The sequence below is a fragment of the Arthrobacter sp. SLBN-112 genome (genome assembly GCF_030944625.1).
In the GTDB taxonomy this organism is placed as follows: domain Bacteria; phylum Actinomycetota; class Actinomycetes; order Actinomycetales; family Micrococcaceae; genus Arthrobacter.
The window spans coordinates 4,147,517-4,172,905 of sequence record NZ_JAUSXY010000001.1; the positions used below are offsets into that span (position 1 = coordinate 4,147,517).

The following is a 25,389-nucleotide window of genomic DNA, read 5'->3' on the forward strand; positions in this document are numbered from 1 at the left end:
GTTAGTGGAAGGCCAGGAAGTACATCAGCACAATGTTGACCGCCAGCAACGGGATGGCTGTGCCCACCTGCGCCGTGATCACGCCGTACTTGTTCTTCATTTCCAGCAGCGCGGAGGGCACCAGGTTGAAGTTGGCGGCCATGGGTGTGCAGAGCGTGCCGCAGAACCCGGCCAGCATGCCGATCGCGAAGATGATGGCAGGGTCGCCGTGGAATCCCTGCACCAACACGGGCCAGCCGATCGCGGCCGTCATGATGGGGAAAGCCGCGAAGCCGTTGCCCATCAGCACGGTGAAGAGGAACATGCCGATGCAGTACACCAGCACACCGGCGATCAGTGAGCCCTTCGGAAGCAGCCCGGACGCCAGGGTGCCCACCGCGGTGCCGACGCCGGCCTTGGTGAAGAGGATGCCCAGCGTGGTGAGCATCTGCGGCAGCAGCGCCGCCCAGCCGATGGATTCGAGGATCCGGCGGCTTTCGAAGATGGGCGTGGCCGGGTTCTTCGGCTTGAGGATCACCAGGGCGACGACGACGGCGGCCACGGCTCCGATGGCCAGGGCTACCAGCGTGGTGTTCTTCGGATCCAGCAGCGGGGCGCCGCCGATCACCAGCACGGGCGCTGCGAGCACCAGGATCACGGTGACCAGGGGCAGCGTCAGGGCCGGGATGAAGAGCTTGTTGCCGAAGCGCTTGGCGTAGGCCTCCCGCTCCGGGCCCGTGGAGGTGCGGTGCTTGCCGTGGCCCAGAAGTCCGGTGGAGGCCAGCACCACCAGGACCAGGACGGCGATGCCCAGGATCCAGCCGGGTGCAGTGCCGGCCTGGACCCAGGTGCTGTAGAAGAAGCACAGGCCCAGCAGGCCCCAGAAGGCGGAGCTGCCCCAACGGCGGGGGTGGTTGGTGTCGGCGGCAATTAACGATGCCCAGGCGACGAACAGAATGCCGATCAGCCAGTAGACGGCTTCAACGTTGATCATTTGGCTTCTCCTGCGGATTCCTTCTCGGCGGTGAGCTCGAACTCGCGGTATTCCTTGTCCAGCTGCTTATCCAGGCGCAGCAGCCGGAAGCCGTGGATGAGGAAGGCCGCGATGGCGGTGGGGATGGCCCACAGGGCCAACTGGAGCGGTTCAAGGTGCAGATGGTAGGTGGTGTCCACGAACGTGGTGATCAGCAGGATGGAGCCGACGGCCACGAACACGTCTTCGCCGAAGAACACGCCCACGTTGTCCGCAGCGGCGGAGTGGCCCTTGATCTTCTCGCTGATCTTTTCCGGCACGTGCCCGTAGCGGCGCAGCGCTGCACCCTCAGCCATGGGGAATACCAGCGGACGGACGGTCTGGGCATGGCCGCCGATGCTGTTCAGGCCCACGGCGGCGGTGATCTGGCGGACGGCCAGGTAGCCGATCAGGACGCGCCCCGCCGTCAGCTTGGCCAGCCTGCCGATGAGCACCTTGGCTTGCTCCTGCAGCCCGAAGAACTCGATGATGCCCACAACCGGCAGCACCGCCACGAAGATGGTGACCGAGCGGCTGCTGGCGAAGCCGGTGCCAAACGAGTCAAGGATCTGCGCGGGGTTCATCCCGCCCAGCAGTGCGGTGACGATGCCGGCGACGGTGACGACGATCAGGGGGTTCAGCCGGATGGCGAAGCCAACGATCACCAGCAGCACCCCGATGAGTACAAGCATGATTATCCCTTCCCAGGGGACCCGTGACGGGTCTGCGAAAGTGGGGGCCGGCGCGTCCATGGGTTGGTCAATTGGGGGTGACGGCGCCGAGGGGCGGGAGCCCCTGTCACGTTGGCGCTGCAGGGTTAAGTGAGCTGCAGAACAACGGTGTGATCTAAAGCATAGCTTTTTGTTCAACAATCCCGCAACCCCCTTCTTCGAGGGGGCTTTGGTTCAGCGGCCGACGGCGGCCAGCAGCTGCGTTTCGGCGCGCTCCAGGTAGTCGGCCAGGAAATCCGCTGCCGCGGCAAGTTCCCCGGCCTCCAGGAGCTCCACGATCTTCGCGTTGTCCTCCACGTAGGGTTCGTGGAAGGCGGGATTGGCGGCCATGGAGTGGAACACCAGCCGCATTTCGGCCAGCACCTGGTCCATGAGGTTGTTCAGGCGTTCGCTGCCGGCGCGGTCCACGATGGCGCGGTGGAAGTCCTGGTTGGCGCCTGCCATGCCCGGAATGTCGCCGTCAGCAGCGGCGGCCCTGGCCGCCTTGACGATCGCCGCCAGGGGTTCCGTGGAGACCGTGCCGGACCACAGCACCGCCGAGGGCTCAAGAAAGCGGCGCACACGGTAGATTTCGCGGATGTCGTCCGCCGTGGGGTGCGCGACGAACACGCCGCGGTTGGGAATGCGGGTGACGATATGTTCCGAATGCAGGGCCGCGAATGCCTCCCGCAGGGTATTCCGGGACACGCCGAGGGCTTCGCGGAGGGCTTCCTCGGCGAGCTTGGAACCGGGCTTGAGCTGGCCGGCGGCGATGCGGCTGCGGAGCTGGGCGGCCACCCAGAGGCCCGTTTCGGCGTGCTTTGTGGTCCTGGCCTGGGCTTGGAGATCGGCCAGTACCTCGTCAAACGTCATGCCACCACGATATCGGCCCTGACACCGGCGCCCTGTCCGCACCGGACGAATTCCGCCATCATGGTGACCATGACGTGGCTGGACGGCCTCCGGTTCGACCCGATCGCCCCGCTGCTGTCCAGCGGGCACCCTGCCGTGCACTCCTGGGCAGTCAGGGACCTCCTCCCCGGCCCGGCAGGGCTGCCACCCGCCCCGGCGGGGGCACCCGATGAGGCCCTCTGGGACCTTCCGATCCCGCGCCGGATCCTGCGGCGCCAGGCGGCCGACGGGTCGTGGGCGTATCCGGGAAGACGCCCCCGGGCCATCATGGACTACGACCTGCTGGAGACCTACCGGCAACTCGGGTTCCTCGTGGAGATGTTCGGGCTGACGAACCGGCACCCGGCTCTCGCCGCGGCCGCCGCCTATGTGCTCTCACAACAGTCGGCCCAAGGTGATCTTCGAGGGATTTACGGCAACCAGGTGTCTCCCAACTACACGGCGGCCCTCATCGGGCTGCTGGTCAAAGCGGGGTACGGCGACGACCCCCGCGTGGAACGCGCGTTCAGCTGGCTTGACGCGTCGCGGCAGGACGACGGTGGCTGGGCCCTTCCGCTCCGCACCCGGGGGAGGAATCTCGACGCGCTCGAGGAGCCGCAGACCATCACCGGCGATCCGGCGCAGCCGTTCTCACATCTGATCACCGGGGTGGTGCTCAGGGCGTATGCGGCCCATCCCAGGCACCGCGCAGGCGCCCCCGCACAGAAGGCTGCGGAATTGCTGGCGGGCCGCTTCTTCGAGCCGGACGCCTATCCGGATAAGGGCCGTGTCTCCGACTGGACCGAATTCAGCTTTCCCTTCTGGATGACGGACCTGGTTTCCGCCCTCGACGCCATCAGCATCATCCGTCCAGGCCTTCGATCGGAAAAAACCGACCGGGCGCGCGAGTGGCTGGCCGCACACCAGGAACCATCCGGGCTCTTCACCGGCCACCTGCTCCGGGACAGGTTCCACGACCTCCAGCTCTGGTTCAGCCTGGCAGTGTGCCGCGTGTTCGCGCGCATGCCCTCGTGAGGTGCGCTCAGGAAATGGTGGCGAGCACCTGGCCGGGCGCGACGGGGTCCCCCGCCGCCGCGAACTGCTCCCCCAGGGTGCCGGCACGGTGGGCGGCGACGGCCGTTTCCATCTTCATTGCTTCGAGCACCAGCACCGTTTCCCCTTCCGCGACGCTGGCCCCGGGCTCAGCCAGCCACTTGACCACGGTGCCGGCCATCGTGGCCAGCAGGTCGCCGTCGTTCTTCTCCGCTTGGGGTTCCGCGTCACGGTCCGGAGCGCCGGCACCGCGCCGGCCACCGCCGTCGAGCAGCGAATCCAGCAGCGCCTTGGGAAGTCCCAGCTCCATCCGCTTGCCGTCCACCTCGATGCCGATGGTCCGGCGCGGTTCCTCGGGCGCGGCGGGACTGAACGCGGGGTCCGCCTCCAGTTCGGCGGCGAATCCGCTCTCGATCCACGTGGTGTAAACGTCCAGGGAATCGGTGCCGGTGAAGTCGGGGGCCTCCACAACGGCGCGGTGGAACGGCAGGACGGTTGCCAGCCCGCCGATGCGGAAATCGCGCAGGGCGCGGCGGGCGCGCCGGAGGGCCTGCTGACGGTCCGCGCCGGTCACCACCAGCTTGGCGAGCAGCGAATCGAACTGACCCGGCACCGTGGACCCGGCACGAACGCCGGTGTCCAGCCGGATCCCCGGCCCGGTGGGCACGTCGAACGAGTCGACAGTGCCCGGCGATGGCAGGAAGCCGCGGCCCGGGTCCTCGGCGTTGATCCGGAATTCGAACGCGTGGCCGCGGGGCTCGGGGTCTTCAAGGATGGGGAGCCTCTCCCCCGCCGCGATGGACAGTTGGGCGGCCACCAGGTCCACGCCGGAGGTTTCCTCCGTGATGGGGTGCTCCACCTGGAGCCGGGTGTTGACCTCCAGGAAGCTCAGGAAACCGGAGCCGTCCAGCAGGTATTCCACCGTGCCGGCACCCACGTATCCGGCCTCCCGGCAAATGGCCTTGGCCGAAGCGTGGATCGCAGCCCGCTGCTCAGGGGTGAGGAAGGGTGCGGGCGCTTCCTCAACGAGTTTCTGGTGGCGCCGCTGCAGTGAGCAGTCCCGGGTGCCAACCACCACCACATTGCCATGCGTGTCAGCGATGACCTGGGCCTCCACGTGGCGGGGGCGGTCCAGGAACTTCTCCACGTAGCACTCGCTGCGGCCGAAGGCTGCCTGCGATTCGCGCACGGCGGAGTCGAAGCTTTCCTCAATGTCGGCCAGGTTCCTGACCACTTTCAGTCCGCGTCCGCCACCACCGAAGGCAGCTTTGATGGCCACCGGAAGGCCCACTTGTTCAGCGAAGGCGCGGACTTCGGCGGCGCTGGCCACCGGGCCGTCGCTGCCGGGTGCCAGCGGGGCGCCGGCGCGGACAGCCACTTCGCGGGCGCTGACCTTGTCGCCCAGCAGCCGGATGGTGTCAGGCGAGGGCCCGATCCAGGTCAGCCCCGCGTCGATCACGGCCTGGGCGAACCCGGCATTCTCGGACAGGAAGCCGTATCCGGGGTGGACGGCGTCGGCACCGCTTTTGGCCGCGATCGCCAGGATCTTCCCCATATCCAGGTAGGTTTCCTGCGGCCTGGAGCCAGCCAGCGAGTAGGCCTCGGTGGCGGCCGAGACGTGCAGCGCATCGGCATCCGGATCGGCGTAGACTGCCACGCTTTCCAGCCCTGCATCGTCGCAGGCCCTGGCGATCCGGACGGCGATTTCGCCGCGGTTGGCAATGAGGACTTTACGCATGGAAGGTTTCCTTAGGTGTTTCGGGCTGTTCTGCCGGGGAAGCTGCGGTGAACCGCACCGATGCCCCCGGGGGAAGTTGGGCGGCTTTGTCCAGGTCAGCGTGGACGACGACGGCGATCACCGGGTACCCGCCCGTCACCGGATGATCGGACAGGAAGAGGACCGGCTTGCCTTCAGGGGGGACCTGCACGGCGCCGCGGACAGTGCCTTCGCTGGCCAGTTCGCCCTCCCTGCCGCGGCTGAGTGCCTGGCCGTCCAGGCGCAGGCCGATCCGGTTGGACTTGGGACTGACAGTCCACTCCTGGGACAGGAAGTTGTGCAGCGTTTCGCCGTTGAACCAGTCCTGCCGCGGGCCGGGAACCACCCGGAGCTCTGTGGCCTGGTTCTTGTCCGGGAGGGGTGAAATTTCGGGGTTGCCCACGACGCTGCCCGCGTTGGGGGTTCCCACGGAGAGTATGGTCCCTGCCTGAAGTGGTTCAGGGCCCAGTCCGGACATGGTGTCGGTGGAGCGGCTGCCCAGTGCGGCCGGGCCGGCGATGCCGCCGCGGACACCCAGGTAGGCGCGAAGCCCTGCGGTAGGAGTTCCCACGGTGAGCCGCTCTCCTGCCAGCAGCGCGAAGGGGGCGTCGCACACCGGGCGCCGGACCGCCGTCGTCCGCTGTTTCGTGTCCTCTGATGGCGTGACCTCCAGCGGCACTCTGGCGCCCGTGAGGGCCACGACCTGGTCGGTGAGGGCCTCGAGTTCCAGGCCGCCGAAGAGGATTTCGATTCCCGCATCCCCTTCAGGGTTGCCCACCAGGCGGTTGGCACGGCGCAGGGCACCGCGGTCCATGGCCCCGGAGCTGCTCACGCCCAAGGAAGCGTAGCCTGGCCGACCCAGATCCTGGATGGTGGCCTGCAGGCCTGGCTTGCGGACTGCCAAGCCCGCAGCGGCATGTTCCTCCACCGGCGCCTGGCCGGCGGTGGTTCCGCTCGCCTCCTGCAGCCGGGTCACCGTGGCCTGGGCCCGGACGGCGGCGAAGCGGACGGTGTCGCCGGGGCGGATGAGGGCCGGGCTCTCCCGGCCCAGGTCCCACAGTGCGGCCTCGGTCCGGCCGATCAGTTGCCAGCCGCCCGGCGATTGCCGCGGATAGATTGCCGAGTAGGGTCCACCCAGGGCCACTGCCCCGGCGGGCACGGCAGTTCGCGGGGAACGCCGGCGCGGGACGTCCAGGGTGGAGTTCTCGCCGGTGAGGTAGGCGAAGCCCGGGGCGAATCCAGCGAAGGCAGCGGTCCACAGCTGGCCCGTGTGGGCTGCCACCACCCCTTCGCGGCCAAGGCCGGTGAGCGCCGCGGCCTCGTCGAGGTCGTCGCCGTCATACACCGCCTCGATGGTGACCAAGGTGCTCTCAGTCTCCGCGGGCGCTTCAAGGTCAAGGCTGCGGACATGCGCCGCCAAATCCTGCAGGGCGTGGGGCGAATCGGCGGTAACAAGGATGGTTCCTGCGGCGGCGATGACGTCCACCTGGCCCGGCTGCGGATGTGCGGTGAGCTGAGACTGGAGGCTGAGCACCGCGTCCAGGGAGGAGAGTTCAACCAGGATTGCCCGGTCGCCGGCGGCCCTGATTCCGGTCAGCACCGCAGCCGATGCCGCCGTGGCCGGCGGCTGTTGTGTGGCGGCCATGGCTAGGCGAAGCTTTGGATGGTAATTCCGGCATCCGCCAAGGCGGCGCGGACGGCAGCGGCCATCGCCACGGCGCCGGCTGTGTCGCCGTGCAGGCAAATGCTTTCTGCTTTGACCGGGACCAGCGATCCGTCCACAGCGCGGACCACGCCGTCGTTGGCCAGGCGCAGGACGTGCTCGACGACGTCCTTCACCTCGTGCAGCACGGCGCCGGGTTCGCGCCGGGAGACGAGGGTGCCGTCAGGGTTGTAGGCGCGGTCGGCAAAAGCCTCCGGGACCGTGCGCAGTCCCGCGGCGTCGGCCTGGCGCTGGATCTCCGAATTCGGCAGGACCATGAGGGGAAGGGTGGGGTCCACGGCGAGGATGGCGGCCACCACGGCGCCGGCCTGCCGGGGATGGTTGACGATGGTGTTGTAGAGCGCGCCGTGGGGTTTGACGTAGCGGACCGCGGTGCCGGCCGCGAGGGCCACGGCCTGGACGGCGCCGATCTGGTAGACCACGTCAGCGGTCAGTTCCGCCGGGGTCATGTCCACGAACCGGCGGCCGAATCCGGCCAGGTCCCGGTAGCCGGGGTGCGCGCCGACGGTGACGCCGGCCTTCGCGGCAGCCAGGCAGGTGGCCATGATGCCCACGGGGTCGCCCGCGTGGAAGCCGCAGGCTACGTTGGCGCTGGAAACACTCTCGAAAATGGCGGCGTCATCGCCGAAGGACCAGTTTCCAAACGATTCGCCGACGTCGCTGTTCAGGTCGATGCTGGGCATGTGATCTCCGTCTCGGATTGGTGGTACTCCAAGAATGCCCTAAAAACTCAGATTGTTCAACAATCCTGCATCGTCATCGCCGCTGGACTAGCCGCCGGCCCTTGGCGCAAGGAGAATCTGCACGGCCTCGATCCGTTTGCCCATACCCACCGTACCTGCCGTTCCTCCGTCAGCGACCCACGATTGCCAGCCGAAATCTTGCACGTGAGCCCGGTAGTAGATGCTGTAATGGTTGGCCATCTCACCGGTCAGCCTGATTTCAAACGCCTCCAAACGCAGCCCCTGCCCGACCGTACCGATGGGATTGGCCGACGTTGTCCACGGCTGCCAGCCAATGTTTTGCACATGCCCGCGCCACTGGATGTCGCCGCTATAGACCGTGCTGGACACATTGAGGCGCAACGCCTCCATCCGAAGGGCCAGACCTGTGGTCCCGGCGACGGTCCCGTCCGAAACGTTGGCCATCCAGCCGAGGTTCTGAACGTGGGCGGCGTACACAGCGGTGAATGCCGGCGCAACCTTCGGAACCAACTCGATCGTAACTGCCTCCATCCGGAGAGCTTGCCCGACGGTGCCGGCAGTGGCTCCGTCAAGCACGTACGGCTGCCAGCCGACGTTCTGCACGTGGGCGCGATACCTGATGCTGTAATGCGAGGCCAGATCCCCCGTCAACCGCAGCTCGAACGCCTCCAATCGCAGACCGAGGCCGGTCGTCCCAATCGGGGACGCCGACGTCGTCCATGGCTGCCAGCCAATGTCTTGCACCTGCCCCCTCCACAGAATGTCGCCCGACAGGCGGTCTCCTGCCACGGACAGGCGCAACGCCTCCAACGGCAGTGACCTGCCGGTCGTACCCGCGGTGGCGCCATCAGAGACGCTCGACTGCCAGCCGATCGTCGCGACGTGGGCCTGGTACACCCCGATGCACGTCATGTCGTGGTCGTAGGTGCCGTCGGTCCATTGGGCGATGTGGACGGTGCCGCCGGAGAAGCTGCGGTTCACGCAGAGGTCGGATGCTTCACTGGCGAAGTCGAGGCGCCCTGCGGGTGACCAGACTGGTTCCTCGGGAAGCTGCCACGATCCGGTGATGGCTTCCCAAGCGCTTGAATACGAGTAGATGCCGTGCGGGAACCCGGCGTTGGTCAGTGCAGCCAGGAGTCCGGAGATGACGTACTGGTTCTCCTGCCGGTCGGCTGCTGTCGAGCTGGGCCAGGGCTGTTGCGGGCGGGGCTCGACGTCCACCCAGATTCTCTCCGGCCGCCATCCCACCGTGTTGAGAGAGGCGAGAGCCGCGCGGCCCTCGGCGTATCCGACGTTGCGCAGACGGTCTGGCCTGGTGGTTGTTGAATAGGGTCCGTCGTCGCCATAGGTGTCGTATTGCGCAGCGGTAGGGAACGTAGCCATGGTGTAGGCCTGAGCCCGGACACCATGGTCGAGCACCCACTGGAACTGCCCACTTAGGCAGGGGTTCTCGGTGAAGGCGAGTCCGTGCGTCAACCCCACAACCACGAACCCTGTATCTTCCGGCGGCAACGGAAGACCGCCCGGACACTGCGGCCACGAAACGTCATATCCGTAGTCGACTGCTAGGGCGGGTGGAGCGAACAGCACACCAATTGCGAGTACGACTAGAACCGCCAAGAGCCGGGGTATGGATGCCCAGGAGTAGCGACCAAGTCGAAGAACACCAAGGCCGGCCATGATGGCCCCCCCTATTCGACGGATGACCACATTGTCCCACTCGGTCACTGTCGCCGCCAGACGGGTGGAGCAGCAGGCGCTGACCTAAATTAGCAGGGCTCTGGAATCCCGGGATTTCGAGCGGGCCGTTTCCCAGTCTGCGTTGGTGGTGTTTTAAATGTGGGAGGCCCCAACCGTGTGGTTGGGGCCTCGACCAATGATTGTCCGGCGGTGTCCTACTCTCCCACACCCTCCCGGGTGCAGTACCATCGGCGCTGTGGGTCTTAGCTTCCGGGTTCGGAATGGGACCGGGCGTTTCCCCCACGCTATGACCGCCGTAACCCTTGTACCCGTCACCAACCCCTGGGGTGGTGTGGGAAAACTGTGGTTACAACATTGTGGTGTTGTGTTTATTCGGTTGTGTTTGGTTCCTGGACCATGAAACCCCGGGTGGGGGTTGTTGGTTGGGAACCACATAGTGGACGCAAGCAGATGTTGTATGTATCTGTGTGGTGTAAGTTGTTGGCCTATTAGTACCGGTCAGCTTCACGAGTCGTTAGTCCTCGCTTCCACATCCGGCCTATCAACCCAGTGGTCTGGCTGGGGGCCTCTCACACCCGAGGGTGTATGGAAATCTCATCTCGAAGCGAGCTTCCCGCTTAGATGCTTTCAGCGGTTATCCCATCCGAACGTAGCTAATCAGCGGTGCACTTGGCAGTACAACTGACACACCAGAGGTTCGTCCGTCCCGGTCCTCTCGTACTAAGGACAGCCCTTCTCAAATTTCCTGCGCGCGCAGCGGATAGGGACCGAACTGTCTCACGACGTTCTAAACCCAGCTCGCGTACCGCTTTAATGGGCGAACAGCCCAACCCTTGGGACCTACTCCAGCCCCAGGATGCGACGAGCCGACATCGAGGTGCCAAACCATGCCGTCGATATGGACTCTTGGGCAAGATCAGCCTGTTATCCCCGAGGTACCTTTTATCCGTTGAGCGACGGCCATTCCACAATGTACCGCCGGATCACTAGTCCCGACTTTCGTCCCTGCTCGAGATGTCTCTCTCACAGTCAAGCTCCCTTGTGCACTTACACTCGACACCTGATTGCCAACCAGGCTGAGGGAACCTTTGGGCGCCTCCGTTACTTTTTAGGAGGCAACCGCCCCAGTTAAACTACCCATCAGGCACTGTCCCTGACCCGGATTACGGGCCGAAGTTAGATGTCCAAAGTGACCAGAGTGGTATTTCAACGATGACTCCACCCGAACTGGCGTCCGGGCTTCAACGTCTCCCACCTATCCTACACAAGCCACTCCGAACACCAATACCAAACTATAGTAAAGGTCTCGGGGTCTTTCCGTCCTGCTGCGCGTAACGAGCATCTTTACTCGTACTGCAATTTCGCCGAGTTTATGGTTGAGACAGCGGGGAAGTCGTTACTCCATTCGTGCAGGTCGGAACTTACCCGACAAGGAATTTCGCTACCTTAGGATGGTTATAGTTACCACCGCCGTTTACTGGGGCTTAAATTCTCAGCTTCGCCTTACGGCTAACCGGTCCTCTTAACCTTCCAGCACCGGGCAGGAGTCAGTCCGTATACATCGTCTTGCGACTTCGCACGGACCTGTGTTTTTAGTAAACAGTCGCTTCCCCCTGGTCTCTGCGGCCCCGATCCCCTCCCGGTCGCTAGTACCGTTCAAGGTTGGGGCCCCCCTTCTCCCGAAGTTACGGGGGCATTTTGCCGAGTTCCTTAACCATAATTCTCTCGATCGCCTTAGTATTCTCTACCTGATCACCTGTGTCGGTTTGGGGTACGGGCGGCTAAAACCTCGCGTCGATGCTTTTCTCGGCAGCATAGGATCACCAAATCCCCCCAAACGGGGGTCCCATCAGATCTCAGGCACCATGAGTGGCGGATTTGCCTACCACTCGCCCTACATCCTTAGACCGGGACAACCATCGCCCGGCTCGGCTACCTTCCTGCGTCACACCTGTTAATACGCTTGCCTCCCAGGATCAGGTCCCGCGCTCCACCAAAACCCTCCACCCACAAGGGGTGTCAGGCAGGTCTCGGGCGGTTAGTATCCCCTGTTCAACATGGACGGTTTTTCGCCGGTACGGGAATATCAACCCGTTGTCCATCGACTACGCCTGTCGGCCTCGCCTTAGGTCCCGACTTACCCAGGGCAGATTAGCTTGACCCTGGAACCCTTGATCATTCGGCGGACGGGTTTCTCACCCGTCTTTCGCTACTCATGCCTGCATTCTCACTCGTGTAGGCTCCACCACTGGTTTACACCGCGACTTCACCGCCCACACGACGCTCCCCTACCCATCCAAACACCTGAACCACGAAGGCTTAGTACATGTCTGAATGCCACAACTTCGGCGGTGTACTTGAGCCCCGCTACATTGTCGGCGCGGAATCACTTGACCAGTGAGCTATTACGCACTCTTTTAAGGGTGGCTGCTTCTAAGCCAACCTCCTGGTTGTCTTCGCAACTCCACATCCTTTCCCACTTAGCACACGCTTAGGGGCCTTAGTTGGTGGTCTGGGCTGTTTCCCTCTCGACTATGAAGCTTATCCCCCACAGTCTCACTGCTGCGCTCTCACTTACCGGCATTCGGAGTTTGGCTGACGTCAGTAACCTTGTAGGGCCCATTAGCCATCCAGTAGCTCTACCTCCAGCAAGAAACACGCAACGCTGCACCTAAATGCATTTCGGGGAGAACCAGCTATCACGAAGTTTGATTGGCCTTTCACCCCTACCCACAGCTCATCCCCTCCATTTTCAACTGAAGTGGGTTCGGTCCTCCACGACGTCTTACCGTCGCTTCAACCTGGCCATGGGTAGATCACTTCGCTTCGGGTCTAGATCACGCCACTGCAACGCCCTATTCAGACTCGCTTTCGCTACGGCTGCCCCACACGGGTTAACCTCGCGACGTAACACTAACTCGCAGGCTCATTCTTCAAAAGGCACGCCGTCACCAGAATCAGACTGGCTCCGACGGATTGTAAGCACACGGTTTCAGGTACTGTTTCACTCCCCTCCCGGGGTACTTTTCACCTTTCCCTCACGGTACTGGTCCGCTATCGGTCATTAGGGAGTATTTAGGCTTATCAGGTGGTCCTGACAGATTCGCACGGGATTTCTCGGGCCCCGTACTACTTGGGATACTCTCACAGGCGGCACAAACACATTACGGTTACGGGACTAACACCCTCTCTGGCCGGCCTTTCAAAACCGTTCACCTATGCGCGCACATCACACCCCACCAGCCCGGCAGAACTGGTATGGAAAGTCCCACAACCCCGACCATGCAACGCCCGCCGGCTATCACACATGGAACGGTTTAGCCTGATCCGCGTTCGCTCGCCACTACTAACGGAATCACTATTGTTTTCTCTTCCTGCGGGTACTGAGATGTTTCACTTCCCCGCGTTCCCCCCACGCACCCTATGTGTTCAGGTACGGGTCACCAAGTCACTCGCGCGCTTGGCGGGGTTTCCCCATTCGGACACCCTGGGATCACAGTCCGGTTATCGACTCCCCCAGGCTTATCGCAGATTCCTACGTCCTTCTTCGGCTCCTAATGCCAAGGCATCCACCGTGTGCTCTTAAAAACTTGACCACAAAGATCAAAAAAAATTTCTCGAGAGAACCATGAAAACCGTCCACACCCAAAGATGCGGCCAGATCCAGGTTCATATTCTTGGAAATTGCTTCTTATACAAGATGCTCGCGTCCACTATGTAGTTCTCAAACAACAACCCCAAACCACACACCCCACACACAAACATGCGTGATCGGTGCAGCCAGGAAACCAGAAACAAAGTCCCACCAACAACCCCCACCAAAGGAGGCCGCCAATAGTCCTGTTGCCTCAGGACCCAACAGTGTGCCAAACACTAAACCGCGCCATCCCCCACCCACCGTTCCAGAACCATCACTGGCTCGTACTAGAGAAGAAGAAAACACCACGGCCGCTATTTATTGATATTCCACCCTTGAGCACCCGCCACGAAACACTCGTCCGTGAAACGGGCCTTTACTCCTGACAACCCCCACCACCAACATGCGTCAGCAGCAGAACATTGTAGGTGCTCCTTAGAAAGGAGGTGATCCAGCCGCACCTTCCGGTACGGCTACCTTGTTACGACTTAGTCCCAATCGCCAGTCCCACCTTCGACAGCTCCCTCCCACAAGGGGTTAGGCCACCGGCTTCGGGTGTTACCAACTTTCGTGACTTGACGGGCGGTGTGTACAAGGCCCGGGAACGTATTCACCGCAGCGTTGCTGATCTGCGATTACTAGCGACTCCGACTTCATGGGGTCGAGTTGCAGACCCCAATCCGAACTGAGACCGGCTTTTTGGGATTAGCTCCACCTCACAGTATCGCAACCCTTTGTACCGGCCATTGTAGCATGCGTGAAGCCCAAGACATAAGGGGCATGATGATTTGACGTCGTCCCCACCTTCCTCCGAGTTGACCCCGGCAGTCTCCTATGAGTCCCCACCATCACGTGCTGGCAACATAGAACGAGGGTTGCGCTCGTTGCGGGACTTAACCCAACATCTCACGACACGAGCTGACGACAACCATGCACCACCTGTAAACCAGCCCCAAAGGGGAAACCACATTTCTGCGGCGGTCCGGTCCATGTCAAGCCTTGGTAAGGTTCTTCGCGTTGCATCGAATTAATCCGCATGCTCCGCCGCTTGTGCGGGCCCCCGTCAATTCCTTTGAGTTTTAGCCTTGCGGCCGTACTCCCCAGGCGGGGCACTTAATGCGTTAGCTACGGCGCGGAAAACGTGGAATGTCCCCCACACCTAGTGCCCAACGTTTACGGCATGGACTACCAGGGTATCTAATCCTGTTCGCTCCCCATGCTTTCGCTCCTCAGCGTCAGTTAATGCCCAGAGACCTGCCTTCGCCATCGGTGTTCCTCCTGATATCTGCGCATTTCACCGCTACACCAGGAATTCCAGTCTCCCCTACATCACTCTAGTCTGCCCGTACCCACCGCAGATCCGGAGTTGAGCCCCGGACTTTCACGGCAGACGCGACAAACCGCCTACGAGCTCTTTACGCCCAATAATTCCGGATAACGCTTGCGCCCTACGTATTACCGCGGCTGCTGGCACGTAGTTAGCCGGCGCTTCTTCTGCAGGTACCGTCACTTTCGCTTCTTCCCTACTGAAAGAGGTTTACAACCCGAAGGCCGTCATCCCTCACGCGGCGTCGCTGCATCAGGCTTGCGCCCATTGTGCAATATTCCCCACTGCTGCCTCCCGTAGGAGTCTGGGCCGTGTCTCAGTCCCAGTGTGGCCGGTCACCCTCTCAGGCCGGCTACCCGTCGTCGCCTTGGTAGGCCATTACCCCACCAACAAGCTGATAGGCCGCGAGTCCATCCAAAACCACAAAAGCTTTCCACCAACCACCATGCGATGGAAGGTCATATCCGGTATTAGACCCAGTTTCCCAGGCTTATCCCAGAGTCAAGGGCAGGTTACTCACGTGTTACTCACCCGTTCGCCACTAATCCAGGAGCAAGCTCCCTTCATCGTTCGACTTGCATGTGTTAAGCACGCCGCCAGCGTTCATCCTGAGCCAGGATCAAACTCTCCGTTGAAGTAAAACAGACACAACCACGACCACCGGAAATAACGGCAACCACGACTGCACAAAATTTGAAACCAGCTGTAAAAACCATGCCACCACGGGGTGGCGACACAGCCAAAACAACCAATCAATAAAACAATTGGTATCAACAAACTTGGCACACTATTGAGTTCTCAAACAACAGACACACCCAGCACCACCACAACCCACCAAGGGCCGCAGATCGCTCCGGAGCAACTTTCCAAACTTACCCGAACCCATGAAGCTTTGCAAACCCGCGTTACCGCGAACCCGCAACTCCACAAACAGGACCCCCACCCAACACGGCGCGCAACATACCGCACCATTTTCAGGCCATTCAGAAGGGGTTTGGCCGCTATCTTTCCGCATCAGCGGCGGCGACTCAGAAAACAATACACGCCCACCAACCCCGCCGCAAATCCGCCCTTCGCAATGGTCGGTGGCCCCAGAATCCCAGTAACTGCAAGGATTCTGGGGCCACCGGCACTCCTTGGACGGCCCTGGCGGCCGGAACTGCGTTTTATGCAGTGAGTCACAGCTGTTTACTTCGGGGCTCCGGCCGCAGGACTCATGTCCTCATCCGGCTGCTCATCAGCTTCCGGGTCATCCGCAGACACCGCAGCCACCAGAACCCCCTCCGCGGTGTGACGGCCGCTCCCCCCGTTGTCGCCACGTGTCTTCATGAGGCTGGCCACGGTGGCTACAGCAATGGCGGCGCCGATGAACAGCAGCGAGAACCAGATGGGGATCTCAGGTACCCACAACAGCGGCTGACCGGCGTTGATGAAGGACAGCTCGTTCACGTGCAATGCGTGGAAGACGAGCTTCACGCCGATGAAGGCGAGGATGACGGCCAGGCCGTGGGCAAGGTAGACAAGGCGTTCCAGCAGTCCGCCGATCAGGAAGAAGAGCTGGCGCAGGCCCATAAGGGCGAAGGCGTTGGCGGTGAAAACGATGTAGGCCTCGTCAGTGAGCCCGTAGATGGCCGGGATGGAGTCAACGGCAAAGACCAGGTCCACGAAACCAATGGCGATGATGGTCAGCATCATGGGGGTGAAGAAGCGCGTTGCGCCCTTCTTCACGGTGAGCTTATCGCCGTGGTATTCGTCAGTGACGGGCAGGGCGCGGCGCACCAACTGCATGAACTTGCCGTCTGCAGGGTTGGAATCGTGGCTGCCGAACGCCTGCTTGTAGGCCAGGAAGAGCAGCAGCGCGCCGAAGATGTAGAAGATCCAGGAGAAGTTCTCGATCAGGCCGGCCCCAATGGCGATGAAGCCGCCGCGGAGGATCAGCGCAATGACGATGCCGATCATCAGCACCTTCTGCTGGTACTTCTTCGGGACAGCGAATCCGCTCATCACAATGAGGAACACGAACAGGTTGTCGATCGAGAGGGCCTTCTCGGTGAGGTAGCCCGCGAAGTACTCCCCGCCGTAGGTCCAGCCGGACACCAGGCCGATGCCAACTCCGAACGCCAGGGCCAGCCCAATGTAGAAAGCCGACCAGCGCGCCGATTCACCGATGGAAGGCTCGTGGGGCTTGCGCACGTGCGCGAAAAACTCGTAAACGAAGAAAAGGACTGTCACAGCAAGGGTGATGATCCAGATCAGTGGTGTTACCTGCATTGGGGTACTCCAAGGGGTTGGCGTTGATGAATACGCCAAGGTCTCCTCCGCCCGGACTGATCCGGAGCCGATGGCCCGGGATGCTTCGTTGCATCCGTATTGACGGGCCAATCACAGACGGGAGTACTCCCCTTGATGCATCAATTCTACGGCATGGCCGGCGGCGGCTGGCAGCGAAAGCACGCCCAAGCCGTGTTCGGCCGTGGCTGTGCCGCCGACGGGTCCTCGAGTAGGCGCGTTGTTGGGAACATTGGCCTTATCCGCATGCCTGGCCTGTCCTAGGCTCGGCATAAGACAATCAAGCCGGGCCTTCCACGACGACGTGGCGGCCAGCACCGGAGAATCGGGGCATTGTGGAATCCAAAGCCATTGTGGTGGGCTATGACGGTTCAGAACCAGCTGCACGGGCGGTCCGATGGGCTGCAAAGGAAGCGGCCCAGCGCAAGGTTCCGTTGCATCTGGTGCATTGCACGCTGTGGCCGCTGCTGACGAAGAACCTCGGTCCGGTCCCCGGCATCGCGGACAGCGGGCTTCAGCACGCGGCGGAAAATACGCTGCAAGAGGGCGTTGAGCATGCGAACCAGGCCGCCCCCGATGTGAAAGTCCTGACCAGCCTGCTGAACGGGAGCCCAAGGGTCCATCTGCCCAGGATCTCGGCCGGCCAGGAAATGCTGGTCCTGGGAAGCCGCGGACTCGGAGGATTCATGGGCCTCCTCGTCGGCTCAGTGAGCTTGGAGATGGCAGCCACAGCATCGTGCCCCGTGGCCGTGATCAAACCCGGCGGAGACCCGGACGGCCCCGTGATGGTCGCCGTTCATGACCCAGGGGCGACGGCGGCACTTGAGGATGCGTGCACCGCGGCTGCCGCGGCGGGAGCCCGGCTCGTCATCATCCACGTCCGGACAGTTCCGGCCGGCTACCGGCTGGTCCGGGACCCGGTGGATCCAGGTGCCGCAGCTGAGGCATTGCTGGATTCGGCTGTCGCCAAGGCGCGGGAGCTGGCCCCCGGACTAACGGTCGAAAAGCAGTTCCTGACCGACACCTCAGTGCCCCGCGCAATCCTGCACGCTGCCCAAGGGGCGCGCCTTACCGTCGTCGGAACCAAAGGCCACGGACTGGTCAAGGGAAGCATCGGTTCCACGGCGCATGCCGTCCTCCACCATGCCAAGGGCCCGGTGCTCGTCTCCCGGCGCCAGCCCGCCGCCAAGGCAGCGCACGAGTCGTAATCCAGGGCGGAAGTTGGTGCCCAGTCCTGCGACCTGGACGCCGTCGCTTGGACGGCGTCCAGGTCGCGGTTCTAACGCTCGCAGGCAACTCCGTCGCCGTCGCGGTCCAGAGCCGAACTGTAACCCGGCTGACCCCTGTACAGCGGGGCGGCACCGGCCGCCTTCGCGGCACTGCAGTTGGCGTAGTACGCCGCCGGCGCCGGCGCAGCAGGAACGGCCGCAGGAGCAGGTGCCGGAGCCTGGGCTGCCTTCTGAGCCGCGGCTGCGGCAGCTTGGTCTGCTGCCGCTTTAGCAGCAGCAGCTTGATCAGCCGCCGCCTTGTCCGCCGCGACCTTGTCGGCAGCGGCCTTCGTGGCTGCGGCAGTGTCGGCTGCTGCCTTGTCAGCTGCCGCCTTCTCGGCAGCGGCCTTCTCAGCGGCGATTTTTTCCAGGGACTTCACCCCGAGGTGCACCGTGGAGCCTTTTGCTACTTGGGTGCCGTTGGAAGGGTCCTGGGTCAGCACCTGCCAGTTCTTCGTCGCGCCGATGGCCTTGCCGTCGATGGTGTCTTTCGCATCAACCTTGAAGCCCAGCTTTTCCAGCTGATCTGTCGCCTTGTCCAGGGTCTGGCCTACAACTCCGGGAACGGTGACGGACACTTCAGTGGTGGCAGTCGCGGAGGCGGCAGAGGCCGGCTCCACCGCCGCCTGCTTGCCGCCGCAACCTGTCAACATAAGCCCGGTCAGCACAGCCAGAGCCAGCGTCTTCTTCAACCTGCCGGTGGCAGGCCTGATGTTTTCTTTCATGATTCCCCCTAGGAATGCGTGTGATGGTGATGGTGGGAAGAGGGCCCGGAGAATCCCGGGCAAGAGCGCCTACTCGCAGGCGATGCCGTCGGAGTCGCGGTCCAGCGCCGGCCGGTATCCGGCCTGGCCCGCGTAGATCGGCGCCGCTCCAGCGGCCCTCGCCGCAGTGCAGTTGGCGTAGTACACAGCGGCAGGCGCTGGCGCGGGAGCAGGGGCCACAGGAGCGGGTGCGGGGACGACGGCAGCCGGTGCCGGGACGGGAGCCACAGGAGCGGGAACAGGAGCAGGCGCGACAACAGCAGGTGCCGGCTCAGCCGCAACGGGCGCCGGCGCTTGCTGGTTGGTCGGCGCCAGCTGACCGGAACAGTCGCCCAGGATCCGAGCCATCGCGTCGTGTTCGGCCTGGGTCACCCACAACCCGTATGTGGCCTTCACGGAAATTTGGCGGGCAACGTACTCGCACCGGAAACCCTTGTTGGGCGGCAGCCAGGTGGCAGCGTCGCCGTCGCCCTTTTGCTGGTTGGTGGGCCCGTCGGTGGCCTGCAGGTTCAGCGGATCATTCGCAAACGCCGTCCGCTGCTCCGCGGTCAACTGCTGGGCGCCTTTCTGCCAGGCGTCACTCAGCGCCACCACGTGGTCGATCTGCACGGCAATGCTCGTCGCGGAACCGCGCAGGAAACTGATGGTTGTGCCAGTGTATGGATCGGCGAGGGTGCCGGACTGCACCTTGCAGGGCACGCTGTTCGTGTACGTGATGCCGGTGAGGTCCCGCTTGAGGATGTCATTGCGGGTATCGCAACCGTTCCTGTCCACATCCGCCCACGCCTGCCCGAATTGCGCCCGGTCATACCCCGTCTTCGGCGCCCGGCCCTTGATGGGAAGCGTTGCCAGCAGGTCGATCGCCTTGGTGGCGTAGGCGGGCTGCGGGTTGGGCGCTGCCACGGTGACGCCCGCCGCCACAACATTCGTGGTCTCCGGATCCAGCGGCTCTCCGGTTTCCTCCGCCGTGGGCGAAGGAGTGGGAGTGGACGACGGCGCCGCCACGGGTGGTGCAAGGGGGCTGGCTGTTGCGGACCCCGCCTTGGCCGCGCTATCCGCGGAGGCGGCTTCAAGGTCCGCACTTGCCACGCGGGGCAGCGCGACGGCACCACCAATGAGGAGGGCGAAGGACACGGCGATCGCGACGGCGCCGGCCTTGCGTTTCGCCGGCAGCCAGGCCCAGGAGCGGCGCCCGGTGAGCAGCACGTAAAGACCCGTCAGCGCAGCGGAGATTCCCAGGAAGATCAGGGCGCCTCCTATGCCTCCGCTGAGTGCGCCCAAAAGCATGAAAATGGCGGTAATAGCTCCGATGACAAACGTCGAAGCGCGTGGTTTCCGCGGCGGCTTCGGCGACGGCGCGGAAGGAGCAACCCCAAAAAGGGTCTGGTAGTCGGACATTTTTCCCCAAGGATGAGGAGGCCGAATAATTCGGCACTCCTATAATTGCCGGGCCTTCTGCTAAGCCCTGCAACACTCGATGCCGCTGAGCCTACGGGCCACTCACGCGGGGATATGCCGGCTCCGGGAATCCTCGGCCAACATTCAGCCAGTCTTGATGGGACCTTGAGGAATGGGCCTTTTTGGGCGTAATAATTCGGATACAAAATGCCCTGGATGCGGCGCCGGACAGCCGTTCCACGTTGGCACGGGCAAAGGTAGAGTTGCCCGCATGCAAATGCGCCTCGAGGTTGTCCAGGTCCCGGTTTCCGACGTCGAGAAATCAAAAGCGTTTTACACAGAACAACTGGGCTTTGTGCTGGACCACGACGTGGAGCACATTCCCGGCATGCGCGTTGTCCAGCTGACTCCGCCGGGTTCTGCCGCCTCGGTGGTCATCGGAACCGGAATGACCGCCATGGTACCGGGCAGCCTGGAAGGGCTGCAGCTGGTGGTTCCGGACCTCCCGGCCGTAAGGGAAGAACTGGTCGGCCGCGGCGCGGAGATCAGCGAAATCCAGGATCTGGGTGGCGTCCTGTTCGCTTACTTCAGCGACCCCGACGGCAACCGCTGGGTCATGCAGGGACAAACCCCGCCGGCAGTCCGCGACGCCCACAAAGCCGGCTAGCTCCGGAGCCGGTCCCGGACCATACGCAGTTCCGGCACGCTTTCCCACTCCGGCGGAAGGTTCCCGCGACCGCCGTCGAACGTGAAACCTTGGCGCCGGTAGAACGCCTGCGCCTTCACGTTCTCCTCCAGAACCCACAAGTACGCGGGCGAATCGCCGAGGGCGGCCTCAAGCAGCGCCTTCCCCAGCCCACTCCCCTGTGCCCGGGCAAGAACGAAGATCGAGTACAGCTCCAGCGGAAACGGGCTGTCCTCGTGGCGCGGCGGGCCGGCGTCGGCGAGGCCCACAACCTCACCGTTGGCATCCTCGGCGAAGATCCGGGGGTGCGGCACGTCAAGGTATGGGCGGCGCCGGGCCACGCGTTCCGGAATGGACCGTCGACGTTCGGCGAAAAAGCCGGGCGAGAGCAGGTGTCCGTAGCTTTCCTCATGCGCAGCCGTATGCATCAACACGATGGCTTCGGCATCCTCCGGGGTGGCCCGGCGAAGAACATAATCCATTGCTCCAGCCTAATCAGGGCCGGGCCGGATCAGTGTTTTGCCGGGGACGCCGTGGACCCCCGGACCACCAGCTCGGTGCCCAGCTCGATCCGCTGCGGCAGTTCCTCGTCGCCGTCAAGGTGCCGGAGCAGGGCGCGCATGGCGGTCTCCCGCCATCTGCACCACGGGCTGCCGGATGGTGGTGAGTCCCGGCTCAACCCATTCGGCGGCCGGGATGTCGTCGAATCCGATGATGGACAGGTCCTCCGGGATGCGCAGCCCGGCAGAGCGCGCCGCCCGGTAGGCACCCAGTGCCTGGTCGTCGTTTCCGGTGAAGATCGCCGTCGGCCTGTCCGGCAGTTCCAGCAGCTTGCGGGTGGCGGCCTCCCCTGCCTCGATCGAGAAGTCGCCGGGCACCATCAGGGCCGGGTCCAGCCCGATACCCGCCCGGCGCAGCGCGGAAATGTAGCCGTCCTCGCGGGCACTGCTGCATTGCAGGTCTTCACGTCCGCCAATCATGGCGATCCGCTTGTGCCCCAGCTTGAGCAGGTGCTCCGTAGCCGAGTAGCCGCCCTCCCAGTTGGCGGCGCCAACCGTCATCAGGTCCGGTCCGGGCTGGCCCACGGGGTCGATCAGCACCACCGGGATCCCCAGCGATTTCACCCGCTGGATCTGCTTGGCGTCCAGCTGGTACACAGCCATCAGCAGGCCGTCCGATTTCCGTTCCGCGAGGTTTGCCAGCCAGGGCCGGATCCGGGACCCGTCCAGGCTCAGGCTGCTGACCACGGTTCCGTATCCGGCGTCCTGCGCCACCCGCTCCACGCCCTCGATGATCTCCAGGGCCCATTCCGAGCCCAGCCCGGGGAACACCAGGTCCACCAGGCCGGCTTTCTGCCGGCGCTTGGCCGGGCGGCGCGCATAATCGCGCCGGGCGATGATTTCCTCCACCCGTGCCCGGGTCTCCGCGGCCACGTGGGCGTGCCCGTTCAGCACCTTGGACACGGTGGGAACGGATACGCCTGCCTCGCGGGCAATCTCGCTGATCGTCGCGCGCCCGGTGTCCTGTTTGCTCACCACGGAAACCACCTTTCACCCGGGTCACGAGCCCGGTCTAGTTATCGGAAAGTTCCCACCCCTGAATCCGGCCACACATGCCGTAAATCCTGCGGTTTTCCCGTTTTCCCATCGTAGTTCGCGCTCTCCCCAGATAGATACTTTCTGCCGTGTCCAGAGAAACCAGTTGCTGCCGGGTGACCTCCGCCTGCCGGGCCGCCCCCGCTGCCAGAAGCCCGGCCCAGGTTTCGGCTTTGGCAGACGCCAGCCGGGCCGCCGCGGCGTGGAATCCTGCCAACGCCGCCGGTCCGGAGCGGAGGACGGCGTCTTTCAGCGCCAGGTAGCCTTCCAGCGCCAAATCACGACGACGGCGCGCGGCTTCCTCCGCGGCGTCCAGTCCGGAATCGGCATCCGTGTGCTCCAGGGCAGCGGCGCGGCGGTACGTGGCCGGGTCGGTGAGGTGCTCCGGCGGGAAGGTCATCACGGCGTCCCCGTGCTCGGGTAACCCAGCGTTTTGCATGACCACCAGGATTTTCAGGTCTCCCGAATCATTGATGGCCCGGTGGACGGTGCCGGGGGTGAACCATAGAACCACCCCTGGAACCAACGGAGTCGAGGTGAACCCCCGTGAATCAAGGGTCTCCAGCCGGCCGGTTCCCGCCAAGACCACGTATGCCTCGGTGGAAGCAGTGTGCACGTGGGGTGACCCGCCTGCGGCGCCGTCCGCCCCGGGCCAGTCATAAATGCTGATCTCGGACAGTCCGGTGGCGCCGGGGAACGTTGAGCCCATACTCAGGCCCACGTGCCAAGGGCAGCTTGCGCGGCCGCCGCCAGCGCCGCGGCACGGACCTGGTCCACGTCGCCATCGGCGATTACCACTGCGTAGCGGTACGTCAGCGGTTCCCCTTCCCGCAGCGGGACCTCCTCGCTGAAAAAGGGCGCCGACCCCAGGCAGGCGAACATGGACGACCGTGCGAACCACCGGTTGGGCGCACCCGGGTTCGAACCGTCTTCCACGAAGGCGATGGTGGAGGACCGGCAGCTGACATCGTGCTTGCCGGTGAAGGCGATCCACGGCGAGCGGGTGCCCATGAATTCGTCGGTGCCCGTACCGTCCGGGTTGCGGAACTCCCCGCCGGTGAAGGACCGTGGGCCGCGCCAGAAGAGGCCGCCGTAGCCTGCGTTGTGGCGGCCTTCCGTGGTGGGACTGCCGATCCGGATCTCATCACCGGGGATGTTGCGCATGGTGGTTTCGAAGAGGATGGCGTAGGCACCCCCGGATTCTCCGCCAGCACCGCTGTCCGCCAGCAGCTGGATGTTGAACCGGCGGTCCTCCGCAATGACCGGCTGACCGTCCTGCGATGTCCAGGTGAGGGATTCCGACGCCGTGATCCCTGCGCCGGAGTGCTCGATCCCGGTGAAGGAGGTATGGGTCATGGCGCCGTTGTTGTCCAGGTTGGCGTACTCGGTGGCGCGCGTGTAGGTGGCGCCGCCCCAGAAGTTGTGTTTGCCTACGTTCGGCAGCGCCCACGAAAGTCCCTTGTGCCAGACATGGTCCCAGGGCCGGGAGATGGTGACTTCGTCTCCGCCCAAGGTGGTGAGCGGATGGAAGAACGGGCGGGGACTCTCGTATTGGCGGTCCGTGGGCCGGTAGGTGTAGGTGGCGATGGGTTTGCCGTCGGCGGTGAAGGTGAGGGCTGCGCCGTCGTCGGTGACATCCAGCCGGGCAGTCTGGACGGCTGAAGGTGTGGTGGTGGGCATGGCGGGAGGCTCCTTGGGAGGTTTGGGGTGTCAGGCGCGGGCGGAGTCGAAGGCTGTTTCGTTGAGGGCTGTGGCATCCAGCGCGGCAGTGCCCAGCCCGTCCCCGTCCATCCCGCCGTAGAAGGGATGGCCCGGGACGATCTCGCCGCGACGCACGGCCCTGCCGGTAAACGCGGAGGCGTAGATCGCGGCAGCGAGCTCAAGTGTTTGCCGGGCGGAGTCCGCCCCGGCCGGCAGCGGAAGTCCGTCGTCGAGCGCGTGGTACATGGCCAGGAACTGGGCGGAGTGTCCGCTGCCCCGTTCCAGCGGCCGGCTGTTCCACTCGGCGCGGACCTGGTCTTCGTGGCCTGGCGCGCCGGTGACACTCCAGTTGTCCGTGGCGTAACCGTAAAGATGGCTCAGTTCCACGGTGGCGAACTCGCAGTCAATCCGGATGTCCGAGGTCTCCCGGGGCGAGAGCAGTGAGTTGACGATGGTGGCCACGGCACCGTTGCGGAACCGGACCAGTGCGGCGGACAGGTCTTCGGTGGACGTGGCACGTGCCTGCCGGCCTGCAACCGCGGTGACCTCCTCCCATGGGCCCAGCAGGTGGAGGAGAAGATCGAATTGGTGGATGCCGTGGCCCATGGTGGGGCCGCCGCCCTCAGCGTTCCACGTGCCGCGCCAGGGCAGGTCCCAGTAGCTGTCCGGCCGGTACCAGAGGGTATCGCAGCGGGCCACCAGCGGGCGGCCGAATCCGGCGCCGCCGATCAACTCCCGGGCGGCGGCGGCAGCATCCCCGAACCGGTGCTGGAACACGCAGGAGAACTGGGCGCCGCCTTTGGCTTGGGCTTTCTCCAGCCGGTCGAAGTCCGCCAGGCTCAGCGCCGGGGGCTTCTCCGAGAGTACGTGCACCCCGGCCTCGAGGCATTCGATGGCTTGATCGATGTGCAGCATGGGCGGGGTGCAGAGGTGCACGATGTCCGGCTGGGCCCCCGCCAGCAGTTCGGCCAGCGTGAGGTACGTGCCGGGAATGCCGTGCTTCCCCGCAAAGGCATCCAGCCGGTCCTGGTCCACGTCGCAGGCGGCCACGAGCTCGGCGCGCCCGCCCGTCCGCGCCAGGTTGTCCGCGTGGACCGCGGCGATCCCGCCGGTGCCCACGATGGCCACTTTGTACGTCCGCATGTTCTCTCCGTCGTTGCAGTGAAGTCGTTGCCGTGAAGGTGCCGGGCCGCCTG

17 protein-coding genes, 3 rRNA genes and 1 pseudogene are annotated in these 25,389 nt (G+C 64.0%); 3 read left to right on the top strand and 18 right to left on the bottom strand.

The window, feature by feature from the left end; genetic code table 11:
* Position 1 precedes the first annotated feature (1 nt).
* From QF050_RS19230 to QF050_RS19240, 3 genes are all read right to left on the bottom strand, one after another.
* Positions 2 to 973 carry a DUF979 domain-containing protein gene (locus tag QF050_RS19230; protein WP_308931868.1) on the bottom strand — a complete coding sequence of 324 codons (972 nt, stop codon included), beginning with the start codon at positions 971 to 973 and terminating at the stop codon, positions 2 to 4.
* Positions 970 to 1,683: a DUF969 domain-containing protein gene (locus QF050_RS19235; protein ID WP_308931869.1), complete on the bottom strand. Its 714-nt coding sequence runs from the start codon at positions 1,681 to 1,683 to the stop codon at positions 970 to 972. Before QF050_RS19235 ends, QF050_RS19230 begins: the two co-directional genes overlap by 4 nt.
* Before the next feature lie 213 nt (positions 1,684 to 1,896).
* Complete coding sequence (locus QF050_RS19240) at positions 1,897 to 2,574, bottom strand: GntR family transcriptional regulator (protein ID WP_308931870.1); 678 nt, start codon at positions 2,572 to 2,574, stop codon at positions 1,897 to 1,899.
* Positions 2,575 to 2,643: 69 nt separating this feature from the next.
* Between QF050_RS19240 and QF050_RS19245 the strand changes: the two genes are divergently transcribed.
* Complete coding sequence (locus QF050_RS19245; RefSeq protein ID WP_308931871.1) at positions 2,644 to 3,627, top strand: adenosine deaminase; 984 nt, start codon at positions 2,644 to 2,646, stop codon at positions 3,625 to 3,627.
* Between the two features lie 7 nt (positions 3,628 to 3,634).
* On the opposite strand, the gene QF050_RS19250 is transcribed toward QF050_RS19245, so the two are convergent.
* The 8 genes from QF050_RS19250 to QF050_RS19285 form a co-directional block, all read right to left on the bottom strand.
* The gene (locus QF050_RS19250) at positions 3,635 to 5,383 is read right to left on the bottom strand and encodes a biotin carboxylase N-terminal domain-containing protein (RefSeq protein WP_308931872.1); all 1,749 of its coding nucleotides are present in this window, start codon (positions 5,381 to 5,383) and stop codon (positions 3,635 to 3,637) included.
* Positions 5,376 to 7,046 (bottom strand): 5-oxoprolinase/urea amidolyase family protein, encoded by a 1,671-nt coding sequence (locus QF050_RS19255; protein ID WP_308931873.1) that lies wholly within the window; start codon positions 7,044 to 7,046, stop codon positions 5,376 to 5,378. The genes QF050_RS19250 and QF050_RS19255 overlap by 8 nt, the downstream gene beginning before the upstream one ends.
* A gap of 2 nt (positions 7,047 to 7,048) precedes the next feature.
* Positions 7,049 to 7,807 carry a 5-oxoprolinase subunit PxpA gene (locus tag QF050_RS19260; protein WP_308931874.1) on the bottom strand — a complete coding sequence of 253 codons (759 nt, stop codon included), beginning with the start codon at positions 7,805 to 7,807 and terminating at the stop codon, positions 7,049 to 7,051.
* An 87-nt stretch (positions 7,808 to 7,894) separates the two neighbouring features.
* Positions 7,895 to 9,211: a hypothetical protein gene (locus QF050_RS19265; RefSeq protein WP_308931875.1), complete on the bottom strand. Its 1,317-nt coding sequence runs from the start codon at positions 9,209 to 9,211 to the stop codon at positions 7,895 to 7,897.
* Between the two features lie 499 nt (positions 9,212 to 9,710).
* Positions 9,711 to 9,827, bottom strand: a 5S ribosomal RNA gene (rrf, locus tag QF050_RS19270).
* Positions 9,828 to 9,996: 169 nt separating this feature from the next.
* Positions 9,997 to 13,125, bottom strand: a 23S ribosomal RNA gene (locus tag QF050_RS19275).
* A 480-nt stretch (positions 13,126 to 13,605) separates the two neighbouring features.
* Positions 13,606 to 15,128, bottom strand: a 16S ribosomal RNA gene (locus QF050_RS19280).
* The 16S, 23S and 5S rRNA genes sit together here, the layout of an rRNA operon.
* Positions 15,129 to 15,681: 553 nt before the next feature.
* On the bottom strand, positions 15,682 to 16,764 hold the full coding sequence (locus QF050_RS19285; protein WP_308931876.1) for a TerC family protein: 1,083 nt from the start codon (positions 16,762 to 16,764) through the stop codon (positions 15,682 to 15,684).
* A 350-nt stretch (positions 16,765 to 17,114) separates the two neighbouring features.
* Here QF050_RS19285 and QF050_RS19290 point away from each other — a divergent pair, with 350 nt between their 5' ends.
* Positions 17,115 to 17,990: a universal stress protein gene (locus QF050_RS19290; RefSeq protein WP_374121583.1), complete on the top strand. Its 876-nt coding sequence runs from the start codon at positions 17,115 to 17,117 to the stop codon at positions 17,988 to 17,990.
* Positions 17,991 to 18,061: 71 nt separating this feature from the next.
* Here QF050_RS19290 and QF050_RS19295 read toward each other — a convergent pair whose 3' ends face one another.
* Positions 18,062 to 18,775, bottom strand: a complete 714-nt coding sequence (locus QF050_RS19295) for an excalibur calcium-binding domain-containing protein (RefSeq protein ID WP_308931878.1) — start codon at positions 18,773 to 18,775, stop codon at positions 18,062 to 18,064.
* A gap of 69 nt (positions 18,776 to 18,844) precedes the next feature.
* On the bottom strand, positions 18,845 to 20,101 hold the full coding sequence (locus QF050_RS19300; protein WP_308931879.1) for a DUF1524 domain-containing protein: 1,257 nt from the start codon (positions 20,099 to 20,101) through the stop codon (positions 18,845 to 18,847).
* 382 nt (positions 20,102 to 20,483) lie between these two features.
* Between QF050_RS19300 and QF050_RS19305 the strand changes: the two genes are divergently transcribed.
* Positions 20,484 to 20,879, top strand: coding sequence for a VOC family protein (locus QF050_RS19305; RefSeq protein ID WP_308931880.1), 396 nt, complete (start codon positions 20,484 to 20,486; stop codon positions 20,877 to 20,879).
* Here QF050_RS19305 and QF050_RS19310 read toward each other — a convergent pair.
* The 5 genes and pseudogenes from QF050_RS19310 to QF050_RS19330 form a co-directional block, all read right to left on the bottom strand.
* Positions 20,876 to 21,379: a GNAT family N-acetyltransferase gene (locus tag QF050_RS19310; RefSeq protein ID WP_308931881.1), complete on the bottom strand. Its 504-nt coding sequence runs from the start codon at positions 21,377 to 21,379 to the stop codon at positions 20,876 to 20,878. The genes QF050_RS19305 and QF050_RS19310 overlap by 4 nt on opposite strands.
* Before the next feature lie 29 nt (positions 21,380 to 21,408).
* Positions 21,409 to 22,435 (bottom strand): annotated as a pseudogene (locus QF050_RS19315) (LacI family DNA-binding transcriptional regulator).
* 34 nt (positions 22,436 to 22,469) lie between these two features.
* Positions 22,470 to 23,201 (bottom strand): cupin domain-containing protein, encoded by a 732-nt coding sequence (locus QF050_RS19320; protein ID WP_308932219.1) that lies wholly within the window; start codon positions 23,199 to 23,201, stop codon positions 22,470 to 22,472.
* A gap of 2 nt (positions 23,202 to 23,203) precedes the next feature.
* The gene (locus QF050_RS19325) at positions 23,204 to 24,172 is read right to left on the bottom strand and encodes a PmoA family protein (protein ID WP_308931882.1); all 969 of its coding nucleotides are present in this window, start codon (positions 24,170 to 24,172) and stop codon (positions 23,204 to 23,206) included.
* Between the two features lie 30 nt (positions 24,173 to 24,202).
* Complete coding sequence (locus tag QF050_RS19330) at positions 24,203 to 25,336, bottom strand: Gfo/Idh/MocA family oxidoreductase (RefSeq protein ID WP_308931883.1); 1,134 nt, start codon at positions 25,334 to 25,336, stop codon at positions 24,203 to 24,205.
* Between the last annotated feature and the right edge of the window lie 53 nt (positions 25,337 to 25,389).

What these genes read in the sequence shown, in the direction of transcription:
- QF050_RS19230 (WP_308931868.1), bottom strand. Translation starts at nt 973, where the DNA reads ATGATCAACGTTGAAGCCGTCTACTGGCTGATCGGCATTCTGTTCGTC.
- QF050_RS19235 (WP_308931869.1), bottom strand. Translation starts at nt 1,683, where the DNA reads ATGCTTGTACTCATCGGGGTGCTGCTGGTGATCGTTGGCTTCGCCATC.
- QF050_RS19240 (WP_308931870.1), bottom strand. Translation starts at nt 2,574, where the DNA reads ATGACGTTTGACGAGGTACTGGCCGATCTCCAAGCCCAGGCCAGGACC.
- QF050_RS19245 (WP_308931871.1), top strand. Translation starts at nt 2,644, where the DNA reads ATGACGTGGCTGGACGGCCTCCGGTTCGACCCGATCGCCCCGCTGCTG.
- QF050_RS19250 (WP_308931872.1), bottom strand. Translation starts at nt 5,383, where the DNA reads ATGCGTAAAGTCCTCATTGCCAACCGCGGCGAAATCGCCGTCCGGATC.
- QF050_RS19255 (WP_308931873.1), bottom strand. Translation starts at nt 7,046, where the DNA reads ATGGCCGCCACACAACAGCCGCCGGCCACGGCGGCATCGGCTGCGGTG.
- QF050_RS19260 (WP_308931874.1), bottom strand. Translation starts at nt 7,807, where the DNA reads ATGCCCAGCATCGACCTGAACAGCGACGTCGGCGAATCGTTTGGAAAC.
- QF050_RS19265 (WP_308931875.1), bottom strand. Translation starts at nt 9,211, where the DNA reads ATGGCTACGTTCCCTACCGCTGCGCAATACGACACCTATGGCGACGAC.
- QF050_RS19285 (WP_308931876.1), bottom strand. Translation starts at nt 16,764, where the DNA reads ATGCAGGTAACACCACTGATCTGGATCATCACCCTTGCTGTGACAGTC.
- QF050_RS19295 (WP_308931878.1), bottom strand. Translation starts at nt 18,775, where the DNA reads ATGAAAGAAAACATCAGGCCTGCCACCGGCAGGTTGAAGAAGACGCTG.
- QF050_RS19300 (WP_308931879.1), bottom strand. Translation starts at nt 20,101, where the DNA reads ATGCTTTTGGGCGCACTCAGCGGAGGCATAGGAGGCGCCCTGATCTTC.
- QF050_RS19305 (WP_308931880.1), top strand. Translation starts at nt 20,484, where the DNA reads ATGCAAATGCGCCTCGAGGTTGTCCAGGTCCCGGTTTCCGACGTCGAG.
- QF050_RS19310 (WP_308931881.1), bottom strand. Translation starts at nt 21,379, where the DNA reads ATGGATTATGTTCTTCGCCGGGCCACCCCGGAGGATGCCGAAGCCATC.
- QF050_RS19320 (WP_308932219.1), bottom strand. Translation starts at nt 23,201, where the DNA reads ATGGGCTCAACGTTCCCCGGCGCCACCGGACTGTCCGAGATCAGCATT.
- QF050_RS19325 (WP_308931882.1), bottom strand. Translation starts at nt 24,172, where the DNA reads ATGCCCACCACCACACCTTCAGCCGTCCAGACTGCCCGGCTGGATGTC.
- QF050_RS19330 (WP_308931883.1), bottom strand. Translation starts at nt 25,336, where the DNA reads ATGCGGACGTACAAAGTGGCCATCGTGGGCACCGGCGGGATCGCCGCG.